General features: G+C 67.2%; 9 protein-coding genes. 1 reads left to right on the plus strand and 8 read right to left on the minus strand.

Features of this window, described 5'->3' with window-relative positions; all coding sequences use genetic code 11:
* Positions 1-7: 7 nt before the first annotated feature.
* The 7 genes from dnaG to OG394_RS13215 form a co-directional block, all read right to left on the minus strand.
* Positions 8-1,906 carry a DNA primase gene (gene dnaG, locus OG394_RS13185; protein ID WP_328995579.1) on the minus strand — a complete coding sequence of 633 codons (1,899 nt, stop codon included), beginning with the start codon at positions 1,904-1,906 and terminating at the stop codon, positions 8-10.
* A gap of 72 nt (positions 1,907-1,978) precedes the next feature.
* Positions 1,979-3,220, minus strand: coding sequence for an NAD(P)/FAD-dependent oxidoreductase (locus OG394_RS13190; RefSeq protein WP_328995581.1), 1,242 nt, complete (start codon positions 3,218-3,220; stop codon positions 1,979-1,981).
* Between the two features lie 9 nt (positions 3,221-3,229).
* Positions 3,230-4,468: a deoxyguanosinetriphosphate triphosphohydrolase gene (locus OG394_RS13195; protein WP_328995582.1), complete on the minus strand. Its 1,239-nt coding sequence runs from the start codon at positions 4,466-4,468 to the stop codon at positions 3,230-3,232.
* 66 nt (positions 4,469-4,534) lie between these two features.
* Positions 4,535-4,963, minus strand: a complete 429-nt coding sequence (locus OG394_RS13200) for a nuclear transport factor 2 family protein (protein WP_328995583.1) — start codon at positions 4,961-4,963, stop codon at positions 4,535-4,537.
* 292 nt (positions 4,964-5,255) lie between these two features.
* Positions 5,256-6,491 carry an IS110 family transposase gene (locus OG394_RS13205; protein ID WP_328992274.1) on the minus strand — a complete coding sequence of 412 codons (1,236 nt, stop codon included), beginning with the start codon at positions 6,489-6,491 and terminating at the stop codon, positions 5,256-5,258.
* Between the two features lie 861 nt (positions 6,492-7,352).
* Positions 7,353-8,507: an IS30 family transposase gene (locus OG394_RS13210; protein WP_442914290.1), complete on the minus strand. Its 1,155-nt coding sequence runs from the start codon at positions 8,505-8,507 to the stop codon at positions 7,353-7,355.
* A 962-nt stretch (positions 8,508-9,469) separates the two neighbouring features.
* Positions 9,470-10,996, minus strand: a complete 1,527-nt coding sequence (locus OG394_RS13215) for a helix-turn-helix domain-containing protein (protein ID WP_328995585.1) — start codon at positions 10,994-10,996, stop codon at positions 9,470-9,472.
* 154 nt (positions 10,997-11,150) lie between these two features.
* Here OG394_RS13215 and OG394_RS13220 point away from each other — a divergent pair, with 154 nt between their 5' ends.
* A complete protein-coding gene (locus OG394_RS13220; RefSeq protein ID WP_328995586.1) occupies positions 11,151-12,341 on the plus strand; it encodes a hypothetical protein in 1,191 nt (396 codons plus the stop codon).
* Positions 12,342-12,394: 53 nt separating this feature from the next.
* Here the strand turns inward: OG394_RS13220 and OG394_RS13225 are convergent, their stop codons facing one another.
* On the minus strand, positions 12,395-12,670 hold the full coding sequence (locus tag OG394_RS13225) for a YciI family protein (RefSeq protein WP_328995587.1): 276 nt from the start codon (positions 12,668-12,670) through the stop codon (positions 12,395-12,397).
* Positions 12,671-12,675: the final 5 nt, after the last annotated feature.

Below are 12,675 nucleotides of genomic sequence, written 5' to 3' on the forward strand. Positions count from 1 at the left end.
CGCGCGGTTAGATCGCGCTGCCGATGGCGCGGTCGCGCAGCTGGGTTCGGTGACTTTCGAGGGCGATCAGTTCACCGAACATCCGGTTGTACTCGTCGGCCCGCTCAATCGGGTTGGTGCGCTGCAGCTTCGACTTGAGCTCGGTGATGCGACGCATACAGGTCAGCTCCTGCAACCGGGCCAAATGCGCCTCGGCGAAGCGCTCGTCCGGATCACGATCCAGCCGCAGCGGCTCGACCGCCAACGCGCTGACCACGGCGACCGCAGGGTCGTCCCCCATCGCCTCGCGGACCGCGACCACCCAGGCCTCGCCGGGCTGAGCGTTCTCCGGACCACCCGATTTCGCCATCGCGCCGCGAACGGCCGCCAGCCAGGGATGCGTGAAGTCCTCGTCGTCCAGTTCACCGAAATTGCCCCGCACGAGATGCGGATATTGCATCACGATCTTCAGCACGTCCCACTCGATCATGAACCGCGGATCGCGTGGGCTCGGCACGTCCGGACGACGCGGCGGCGCCTCGGTCTGCACCTGGACGCCCGGCCGCTGGTCCGGCTCGCGCTGCTGCTGCGGACGGCTCGCGGCGCGGTGCACCTCGGCCCGGACCTGGTCGACCTCGAGGCCGAGCTGCCCGGCGAGTTCGCGCACGAACCCGTCCACCTTGGACCGATCGCGCACGCTCACCACCAGCTGCGCCGCCTGCCGCAAGGCGTCGACCCGCCCGTCGGCCCGGTCCAGGTCGTACTTCGACAGCACGTTTCCGAGCACGAAGCGATACAGCGGAACGCGGCGGCCGATCAACTCGCGCACCGCGGCGTCCCCCTTCTGCAGCCGCAGGTCGCACGGATCCAGCCCGTCCGGCTCGACCGCCACATAGGTCTGCGCCGCAAAAGCCTGATCGCCTTCGAAGGCCTTCAACGCGGCTCGCTGGCCGGCGCCGTCACCGTCGAAGGTGAAGATGACCTCGCCCCGGAACTGGTCGTTGTCCAGCAGCAACTGCCGCAATACCCGTGCATGGTCCTCGCCGAACGACGTACCGCAAGTGGCGACGGCGGTCTGGACGCCGGACAGGTGGCAGGCCATCACGTCGGTGTAGCCCTCGACCACGACGGCCTGCCGGCCCTTGGCGATCTCCCGCCGGGCCAGGTCGACGCCGTACAGGACCTTGGACTTCTTGTAGATCGGCGTCTCGGGCGTATTGAGGTACTTCGCCTCGATCTTGTCGTCGTCGAACAACCGCCGCGCGCCGAACCCGATCACATCACCGCCGGCATCCCGGATCGGCCAGAGCAGGCGGCCGCGGAACCGGTCGTACGGGCCGCGCTGGTTCTGCGCGCAGATGCCGGACGCGATCAGTTCTTCGTTGCTGAAACCGCGGCCGCGCAGATGCTTCAGCACGGCGTCACCGCTGCGAGGCGCGAAGCCGACACCGAAGAGCACGGCCGCGTCCCGATCGAAGCCGCGCTCGTTCAGGAACTGGCGACCGGGCTGGGCCTCGGCCGCGCCGAAGAGCTGGTCGACGTAGAACTCGGCGGCCATCTTGTGCGCGAGCACCAGCCGCGGGCGCTGGTTGGCCTCGCGCTTGGGCATCGGCCCGCCGGACTCGTCGTACCGCAACTGCACGCCGACCTTGGCGGCCAGCGTCTCGACGGCCTCGTGGAACGTGATCTGGTCGATCTTCTGGATGAAGTCGATCACGTCCCCACCCTCCTGGCACCCGAAGCAGTAGAAAAAGCCCCGGGCCGGGGTGACGTTGAACGAGGGCGACTTCTCGTCGTGGAACGGGCACAGGCCCTTCAGCGAACCGCCGCCGGCGTTCTTCAAGGTCACATACGAGCCGACGATGTCGTCGATTCGAGCACGCTCGCGAACCAGCGCGATGTCCTCTTCCTTGATCCGGCCTGCCACGTCGCGAGTCTACGGTCAGACCGAAGCGCCAGGTACGCCGGACGCCCGAACACGCTCAACCAACCGCGAGGCCTACAGCTCCTCGAGGCTTACCGAGGAGTCTGCGAGCTTCGCCGGGTCCACTGGCGCGTCTGAGGCGGCAAGCTTGCGCAGGGCGTCGAGGGAGTCCCAGACGTTGACGTGCATCGCCGCGAGGACGTGCTCGCCCTCGTCCAGCCAGAAGGCCTGGTACTCGTTGGTGGCGGGCTCACCTCGCACCACCACGTGGTACGACGTTCCGCGCGGTACGTCGCCGACGTACTCCATGCCGAGGTCGTACATGTCAGTGAAGAAGTACGGCACGGCGTCGTGCGAGGCGTCCTGCCCGAGCATGGCCTTCGCGGCGACGGCACCACTGTCCTTCGCGTTGGACCAGTGCTCGACGCGCAGCGGCCGGCCCAGCGACGGATGGCTCCAGCGCGCGATATCGCCCGCGGCGTACACGTCGGTGGCGGAGGTCTTCAGGTCCGCGCCGGTGACGACGCCGCCTCCGTTTTCAGGCGTGGCGACCTCGATCCCGGCGTTCTTGGCGAGCTCGACGTTCGGCTGAACGCCCACGCCGACGACGACCAAGTCCGCCGGTACGACACCTTCGGTCGTCTGCACGCCGTTGACCTGGCCATCGGCACCGGTGAAGCCCTCGACGTTCGTGCCGAACTTGAACTCGACGCCATGCCGCTTGTGCAGATCCGCGTAGTAGCCGCCGACCTGTTCGCCAAGGACTCCCGCCAGGGCCGTCGACTGCGGCTCGATCACCGTCACCTCGCAGCCGTGCTCCCGCGCCGCGGCGGTGACCTCGAGGCCGATCCAGCCGGCGCCGACGACGACAACGCGTGGCTTCGCCGCGAAGGCCTCGAGCAATGTGGCGGATTCGGCCGCCGTACGGAGGTAGCGGATACCCGCGAGGTCGGCGCCCGGTACGTCAAGCTTGCGGACGCGGCTGCCGGTCGCAAGCAACAGCCGGTCGAACCCGAGCGTGGAGCCGTCCGGGAGCGTGACCGTGTGGGCGGCCGGATCGATCGCCTCGACGGTGGTCCCGAGGCGTAGCTCGACGTTGTTGTCCTCGTACCACTGCTGGTCGTGGACCTGGGCCGTAATCGGTTCCTTCTTGCCGAGCAGCACGTCCTTCGACAAGGGCGGTCGCTCGTACGGCAGCTCGGGCTCGGTCCCGATCAGTACGACCTGACCGGTGAATCCCTCACTCCGCAAGGTCTCCGCCGCCTTGGCTCCGGCAAGACTGGCACCGACGATGACGATCCGCTCTACATCGCTCATACCCCCACGCTACCCAGGTAGGCGCCCGTGCCACTCGACGGCCGACGGGTCGGTGAGCGAAGCGACCTGATCGATGACAACCCGCAACCGCGCCGCATCATCGGCCGCCGCGACGAAATCCGCCGCGAACGCCGGATCCAGGTCGCGTGGCGCCGACTTGCACAGCGCCGCCACCAACTCACCGAGCAACTCGCGCTGCCGGGCGTGTCGCCCCTGCCGCTCGGGCGAATGGAACGCGTGCCACATCCCGACACCCTTGAGTACGCCGATCTCGGTGGCGACGCCGTCGGGAATGATCAGGTCCGCCTCATACCGAATCAGCCGGTCTTGCCCGAAGGCGGCCCGGGTGGCTTGCTCGGCGGCCGTACAGAATCGCCCGATCAACTGACTGGTCAGATCCTTCAGCCCACCGAGGGCCCGGCGGCTGTCGTCGAACGGCCCGCCCGGCCAGTACGTCGTACCGCTGAGGCGCTGCCAGGCGGCGTCGAGCTCGTCGTCGCTCGCCTCCGGCAGGTAGAACCGGCGCACGGTCTCCCAGTACGGCCCGGGATCCCGGCCTACCCGGCCCAGGTCGATGCTGTGGGCAACGATCCCGTCCTCGACGTCGTGCACCGAATAGGCGACGTCGTCGGCGAAATCCATCACCTGGGCCTCGAGACAGCGCCGGTCCGGATGCTCGACGCCCTTGCGCAGCCAGCCGAAGACCTCGCCGTCATCGTCGTACACCCCGAACTTGCGCTGCCCCTCGCGCCTGGTCCACGGGTATTTCGTGGCGGCGTCGAGGGTGGCGCGGCTCAGGTTCAGCCCTACGCTGCGGCCGTCCGGGTCGAACGCCTTCGACTCCAGCCGGGTCAGCAGCCGCAGGGTCTGAGCGTTGCCCTCGAAACCACCGATATCGTGCGCATACTCGTCGAGGGCGCGCTCGCCGTTGTGGCCGAACGGCGGATGGCCGAGATCGTGCGCGAGGCAGGCCGCGTCCACGATGTCGGGATCGCACCCGAGCGCGGTCGCCAGCTCGCGGCCGATCTGCGCGACCTCGAGGCTGTGCGTCAACCGGTTGCGGACAAAGTCGTCGCTGCCCGCCGTCAGCACCTGCGTCTTGGCCGCGAGTCGCCGCAACCCGGCACTGTGCAGCACGCGCGCCCGATCGCGGGCGAAGGGTGACCGCCCCGGCCGCTTGGCCGGCTCGACCACCCATCGCTCCGCGTCGTGCTCGCCATATCCTGCGAGGTGCTGAGATCGCGTCATCACTCACCAGACTAGAGGTGAGCACCGACAGTTTTGGCTATCCCAGTTTTGGCTATCCCGGTTTGGTTATCCCCAACCGCCTTGGACCATGGTCTGGAACTTCCACTGGCCGTCGACCTTGAGCAGCAGATCGCCGTACCGCATCGGCATGGTCTGGCCGCCGAACGACATCGTGCCCTCGGTGACCACGAAGACCAGGCTCGCCGAGAGGAAGTGCGGCGTCCGGGTCGACTCCATGGTCAGGTCGGCGGGACCTCCTCCCATCACCTGCGCCATCTGCTCGACGAAGGCCTGCCGGGTGACGGACTCGGCCTTCCCGTTCCCGTTGCCGTCGTCGCTGACCTCGTTCAGGGGGAAGACGGCCTGGTCGGCCATCCCCTCGTAATCGTGCGCCGCCGCCAGCGCGTCGTACCGCTCGAACCACGCCTGAACGCTCGCGATATCCGCCGCGGACGGCTCGAACCCACTGGTCGGCATGGTCTGTGTGTCGGTCAAGCCCGCTCCTTCGTTGATGAACTTCGTACAGTGTACCCAGTAAGACGCCAAGCGCAAGAGTTTTGTTCCCGGTCGGGCCGACGAGTTTTGGGGACACCTTGGTTAGGGGTGCTTCGACGAGGTGCTTGGGAGGGGTGTCGGTGGGCACCCGTCCCCCTGAAGTCTTGCGAATTGTCAGGCCGGTCCGGGCCGCGTCAAGGGCTCCATCGGCTACCGCCGACGCTGACGCGCCCTTGACCCGACCCGAACCGGCCAAGGGCGGCAGCTATCAGACATCCCTAGTGCTAGGGAGTCAAGCGGCGGTGGTTTTGGTGCGGTGGGCCCAGGCGGTGTGGGTGTCGTAGTGGGTGCCGGTTTTGAGGCAGCCGTGGAGGAGGCCGACGAGCCGGTTGGCGAGTTGTCGTAGCGCGGCGTGGTGGCCGTGGCCGCGGGTGCGGAGTTCGTCGTAGTAGGCGCGGGTGTGTGGGTCACGCAGGATGGCGGCGCCGGCTTGCTGGTCGAGGGCGTTGACGAGCCGGTTGTTGTGGACGAACCGGGCGTGCACCGTTTTCAGCCTTCCGGATTGGCGGGTGAGGGGTGCGGTGCCGGCGTAGTTCTTGCGGGATTTCGCGTCGGCGTAGCGGCCTGGGGCGTCGCCGAATTCTGCCAGCACCCGGGCGCCGAGGATCGGTCCGAGGCCGGGCAGGCTGCGGTAGATCTCAACGTCCGGGTGCCGGCCAAAATAGGCCTCGACCCCTGCCTGCAGGCCGGTGATCTCGGTGTTCAGGGCCTGCAGGATCGCCACCGTGGAACGGACCGTGGCGGCGTAGGCGTCGGCCACGATCTCGGACTGGCCGAGTTGCTCGGTGCGCAGCGCGGCCTGAATCGCGGCGGCCCGGCTGGGCAGATCACCGCGCCGGCGAGCCGTTTTCAGCGCGGCGGTGATCTGGCCGGTGGTGAGTTTCGCCGCGGCCGCCGGGGTGGCCGCTTTGGCCAGCAACGCCAGCACATCAGGACTGGTCAACGTCAACGTCCCTTGCTGATACGCCTCCAGCGCGGCCGGGAAGTAGTCCAGCAACGCCGACCGCATCCGCAGCATGTGCCGGGTCCGTTCCTGGATCAGCGATTGATGCGCCCGGGTCAGCACCTTCACCCCGGCCGCGAGCTGCGAATCGGCCTCGGTGGCCACGAGTTGGTGACGCCGGGTCCGGACCATGTCGGCCAGGCTGTGCGCGTCGGTCTTGTCGTCCTTGGCACCCGACAACGACACCACCTCACGATGTCTCGCGGCCAGTTTCGGGTTCACCCCGAACACCACATAACCCGCCGCGATCAACGCGGCCACCCACGGACCCCGCTCGGTCTCGATCCCGACCATCACCTGGCCGGGGCCACCATCATCAGGCAAGTGTTGCGCGATCAGCTCATGGAACTTCACCATCCCCTGGACCCCCTCGGGGACCCGGCGAATGCCCAGCACCCGGCCCTGATCGTCTTGGACCTCGAGGTCATGATGATCTTCGGCCCAGTCGTCACCAACGAACAACACGATGAATTTCTCCCGTCACGCACTCGATGAGTGTCTGAGTAGCCCGCAGGAGATTCCGGCGCCCTAATGGATCAGTGCTCACACCACCCGAAAAGCGGCAGGCACGACACCCCATCAGCCATTCACATCTCCCGACCACCAGCAAGGGCACGCTCTGATACCAGGACTCAAAGCCCGGGGGTACGGAGTGCTCACCTACCAGCGACCACAGACACCGAGTCTGCCAGCGACCGACCCGATAACACCCATTAGGGGGACGGGTGAGGTCTGCCCGTTTGCGTCGAGTGGTCCCGTTCAGCGGATGCCGAGCTGCTCCTCGGACGCCGCCGTGATCCCGCGTACGGACGGCGACCCCTCCCTCGGACCGGTCCGCCCTGATCCCGCGCCCAGATGGCGGGCTCTTCCTCGGACTGGTCGCCGTGAGCCCGTGGACGGGTGGCGATCTCTCCCTCGGACCGGGCCCGCCGTGATCCCGTGCACGGATGGCGATCTCTCCCTCGGACTGGGTCGCCGTGATCCCGTCGTCGGCTGGCGTCTTCCCGAGTGAACTGGACGTTTTCCGTCCCCAAAAACGTCCAGTTCACTCGGGAAGATGCGCGCGCCCGTCTATGCGCGCGCCGAGTCGTCGGGTTTGGCGCCCGGCCGTCGTCTCTCCAGAGCGGTGAGCGCGGCTCCACATCGGGAGGTGCCCGTCCTATTCCGAGGGTCGACCTCCGGAATGGGGAGTCGACCCTCGGAATAGGACGCCAGCCGGTGGCATCGGCGGGAGCATTGGGTGCTGGGGGTGGCTGGCCATCCGCGAGGTGGGTTACCACCCCGGAATGGCGGTTTCGAGGGGTCGTTGCAACACCGGGTTGGTTTCTAGGTGGTGAGTAGATCACGTAGGCGTTCGGCTGGGGTGTCCCAGTCGAGCGTTTTGCGTGGTCGCCCGTTGAGTTCTTGGGCGACGTGTTCGAGGTCTTCGGGTCCGTGGATGCTCAGGTCGGTGCCCTTGGGGAAGTACTGGCGCAGTAGTCCGTTGGTGTTTTCGTTGGTGCCGCGCTGCCAGGGGGAGTGCGGGTCGCAGAAGTAGACGGCCATGTCGGTGGCGATGGAGAACTGTTTGTGTTTGGCCATTTCGCAGCCCTGGTCCCAGGTCAGCGAGCCGCGCAGATGGCCGGGCAGGGTTTTCATCGTCGCGATGAGACCGTCGCGGACCTGTTCGGCGTCGTGGCCGCCGGGCAGGTGGACCAGCATCGTGTAGCGGGTGGTGCGTTCGACCAGGGTGGCGATCGCGGACCGGTTGTTCTCGCCCATGATCAGGTCGCCTTCCCAGTGGCCGGGAACCGCGCGATCGTCGGCCTCGGCGGGCCGCTCGGAGATCATGATCATCTCCTCGACGAACCGGTGCTGGCGCTGGCCGGGCTGGCGTTGTGGTTTGCGGCGGGTCCGTCCGGTGCGCAGCGCGGTCTGGACTTCGCGTTTGAGGCCGCCGCGGGCCTGGAAGTAGAGCGCCTTGTAGATCGTCTCGTGGCTCACGCGCATGCTCTCGTCGTCGGGGAAGTCCTTGACGAGCCTGTTCGAAATCTGCTCCGGCGACAACTTCCGCTCCAGACCCAGCTCGACCTGCTCACGCAACGCGGGATCGGTGACCAGCTTTGAGGTCTTGGGCCGGGCCCTGGCGGCCGCAGCGTCGCGGTGGGCTTGGTGGGGCAGGTAGGTTCCTTCAACACTGTGGGCGCGGATCTCACGAGAGACTGTGGACTTGTCCTTGCCGATGCCGGCCGCGATCGCGGTCAAGGTGAGTTTGTTGACCCGCCCATCGGCGATCGCCAGCCGCTGGTCCAGGCACAGGTAACGGTCGCTGATCACCGCGTCAGCTGATGGGGTCATGGAAGTGGAGTATCGGGTTGTGGTGCCGTAGTCCACGACCCGCCCATCGGGATAGACCCGCGTGTTGCCCACCCTGCGGACCCCGTGATGCCAGTCCCGCGCAGTACCCGGATGCACGCCCACCTCCTTGGCTGCGCGCGTGATGGACCAGCCCGCCTCCAGCAACTCCTCGAGGCGGACCCTGGCCTGGGTCTTGCGTTTCACGGCCCGCACCGCGGGAACCAGCCCGGCCACGACAAGGATCCGCCGGGCAGTGTCATGCCTCAACCCGCAGGCCGAACCCGCGCCAGTGATGTTCCCCGATTCCTTGAACACCGCGATGACCTGCTCCCGCAACGCATCAGTGATCACCGTGCGCGGACGCGAACCACGGCCACGAGCCCGCAAGATCTCATAGCCACGACCACGCCCGATCCCCAACGACTCACACGCAGCCGCTACCCCGACCCCCGAATCCACCAGCCGCAACAAGGCAGCACCGTGACGCTCGTTGTCCTCCACAAACGACATAACCATCACAACTCCTCAAATCGAGGTGTTGCAACAACCACGTGAACCCGCCAATCCGAGGGGGTGACCCACCCGCACGGTGGCTATCCCTCGCCAAGCGAGAGCATTCCGCGACAACCCGCCAGCCGAGACGGCACCACCTGCCCGCCGAGAACGGCGAGACCGGGCCACCGAGGACGGTGCCACCCGGGCGTCCGTGCACGGCAGCACCCGGCCGCCGACAACCGCACCACTCGGCCATCCGTGAACGGCATCAGCCGGCCATACGCGAATGGCATCGCCCGACCATCCGTGAACGGCATCGCGCGACCATCCGTGAACGGCATCGCCCGACCATTCGTGAACGGGAAGGCGCGAGGCAAGCGGGCAGACCTCACCCGTCCCCCTGATAGCCCGCTGCCCTTGGTGGACCCGGGACGGGTCAAGGGCGCGTTAGCGTCGGCACTAGCCGATGAAGCCCTTGACGCGGCCCGGGTCCACCAGACAATTCGCAAGAACTCAGGGGGACGGGTGCCACCAAAAACTGGTCAGAAGGGTCCGATGAACCACGACACGCCGCGTCACAAGGGTCCGATGACCGGGAAAGGGTGGGGTCCTTAGATGTCGCGGAAGGTTTCGATTTGGGCGCCTAGCGAGTTGAGGCGGGTGGCGAGGTCTTCGTAGCCGCGGTTGATGACGTACACGCTGCGGAGCACCGACGTCCCCTTCGCCGCCATCATCGCGATCAACGTGACCACCGCAGGACGGAGCGCCGGCGGACACATGATCTCCGCGCCCGAGAAATGGGTCGGCCCCTCGATCATCACGCGGTGCGGATCGAGCAGCTTGACCGAGGCGCCGAGCTTATTGAGATCCGTCAAATAGATCGCCCGGTTCTCGTAAACCCAGTCATGGATCAACGTCTGACCAGTAGCCGTCGCCGCGATGGCCGCGAAGAACGGCAGGTTGTCGATGTTCAACCCCGGGAACGGCATCGGGTGGATCTTGTCGGTCGGCGCGTGCAGCTCCGACGGGCGCGTGGTCAGGTCGACCAACCGCGTCCGGCCATTCTCGGCCAGGTACTCGTCGGTGCGGCTGTAGTCGAGGCCCATCTCCTCCAGCAGCGCCAGCTCGATCTCCATGAACTCGATCGGCACGCGGCGAATGGTGATCTCGGAGCTGGTCACGATCGCCGCGGTCAGCAGGCTCATCGCCTCGATCGGGTCCTCCGACGGCGCGTAATCCACGTCCACGTCGATGTCCGCGACCCCGTGCACCGTCAGCGTCGTACTGCCGACGCCGTCGATGCGCACACCCAGCAGCTCCAGGTAGAAGCACAGGTCCTGGACCATGTAGTTCGAGCTGGCGTTGCGGATCACCGTCACGCCGTCGAAGCGGGCGGCGGCCATGATCGCGTTCTCGGTGACGGTGTCGCCGCGCTCGGTCAGCACGATCGGCTTGCCCGGGCTGATCGCGCGGTTGACCAGCGCGTGGTACTCGCCGGCCGACGCCTTGATCTCCAGGCCGAACGGGCGCAGCGCGGCCATGTGCGGCTCGACCGTGCGGGTACCGAGGTCGCAGCCACCGGCGTACGGCAGGTTGAAGGTGTCCTCGCGGTGCATCAGCGGGCCGAGGAACATGATGATGCTGCGGGTACGGCGAGCGGCCTCGGCGTCCATCCCGGCGAGGTCGAGGTTGGCGGGCGGCACGATCTCGAGGTCGCCGGCGTCGTTCAGCCAGGTGGTCTTCACGCCGATGCTGTTCAGCACCTCGAGCAGGCGGTTGACCTCTTCGATCCGCGCGACCTTGCGCAGGGTGGTGCGGCCCTTGTTCAGCAGCGAGGCGCAGAGCAGGGCGACGCCGGCGTTCTTGGAAGATTTAACGTCGATCGAACCCGACAACCTGCGTCCACCGACCACACGGAGGTGGACCGGGCCCCCACCGAGAGAGACAATCTCAGAGTCGAGTGCTTCACCGATCCGGGCGAGCATCTCGAGAGTGAGGTTCTGATGACCCTTTTCGATCCGGTTGACGGCACTCTGGCTTGTCCCGAGCACGTCCGCGAGTTGAGTCTGGGTCCAACCGCGGTGCTTACGGGCATCCCGGATCAAGTTGCCGATCCGGCTCAGGTAGTCGACAGTCATGCGGCGGACTGTATCTCACATGTGAGATATCGCCACATCGCCACGCCGGTTCCGTGGGTTGCTCACACAGTGGCCCGGGCGTCACTCTACGCTGGTCCACCTGCACCGCTGAGAAGAGGAAACCAGATGGCCGCCACCGCTGGAAAATCCGGGTATGAGTGAGTTCCACGCCGAGTCGTGGCCGCTCGAGGCCGCCGCGAGCAGCCTCGCGCAGGTCATCGACGGCTTCGCTCAGGGCGACACCCGTCCGCTGGTCATCGGTGACGGCGACCAGCCGGTTCTGGTCGTGCTCTCGATCGCCGATCTGGCCGATTTCCGCTCCCGGCTGACCCACCTGCTGGACAACCCGGTCGATGCCGGCTGGCTGCGCTACTACCTGCGATCCAACTTCGACATGAGTTCCGAAAGCCTGGTCGAGCTGCTCGGCGTCGACACCGATCACGGCCTCACCTCGTTGCTCAGCCAGGTCAGCGTCGAGCAGGCCGCGGTCCTGCTGCCCGACCACCTGCGCCGTGCCGAAGAGGGCGCGAACCCGCTGATGCTGATCGGCGACGGCCGCCTCGCCAGCGCGGCACTCGTCTCGTTCAAGGCCTTCGCCGTACTGCTGGAGATGGAGGGTGGCGAGAAGGCCGCCGAGGACCCCGACTCCTGCGCGCACGACCTCGAGGAGAAGCCGACCACTCCCCTGGAGACGCTGGCCGAGCGACTCGGGCCCGTCTCCACCCAGATCGTGGCCCAGCTCAACGCGGGCCGGGACGGCTCCGAGGTGCTGTTCGGTCTGCACTTCGAGGACGAGCTGGTCGAGCACCTGCGCGATCTCGAGTCCCGGGCTCAGGCGGCGCCGGGCGGCGGGGCGTACGACGAACTGCGCGACCTGCTGAAGTCCCTCGACGAGATGCGCTCGGGCAACGCTGATGTCGGCGACGAGGCCGAAGCGCCGTACGTCGAGGCCGCCGACCTGCCCGCCGCGCTCCCCCAGCTGCGCGACCACTTCCGCGACGGCGAGGACGATCCGTACATCATCGGCATCGACGGCAAGCCGCTCGCCGGGCTCATCACGTACGACGTCTATCAGCTGCTGCAGGACATCTCGGTCAACATGAACGGGACGGACGACGCCCCGGTGCTGCCGTTGCCCGCGCCGGCCTGGGAGGACGGGCCGCCGGTGCAGCCGTTCGAGATGGCGCTCCGGATCTCGACGGCCGTCGTGGACGACATCGCGGGCGGCGAGGGCTCGATCCTCTTCATCGCGGACCAGGACGGCGACCCGGAACTCGTGATCGCACCACTCGTCTGGCTCTGGGCGTACGTCGACTACCTCGACCTGGAGTCGGTCGAGGCCTGAGCCCCTGGGTACGACGGACCCGCGCTCGGGGCCGTACGTCGAACCGGCGCTGGTCAGTTGGTGAACGGGAAGAGCGGCTGCCACTCGGTGAGCAGGACGACCTCGCAGCAATCGGCCGGGGTGTACGGATCCTTGGCCAGGATGTCGCGCAGCTCCGCCTCGTCCGCCACGTCGTAGAAGAGCAACGCGCCGGTCTGATCCGCGAACGGGCCGGCCGCGACGAGCTTGCCCGCGTCGCGCAGTTCGCCCAGGTATTCCCGGTGGGCGGGCCGCACGGCCATCCGCCGATCGTTGTCGGTGAACTTCAACTGAACCGCAAAAGTCGCCATATCCC

Origin of the sequence: Kribbella sp. NBC_01245, assembly GCF_036226525.1 — a bacterium.
Lineage (GTDB): Bacteria > Actinomycetota > Actinomycetes > Propionibacteriales > Kribbellaceae > Kribbella.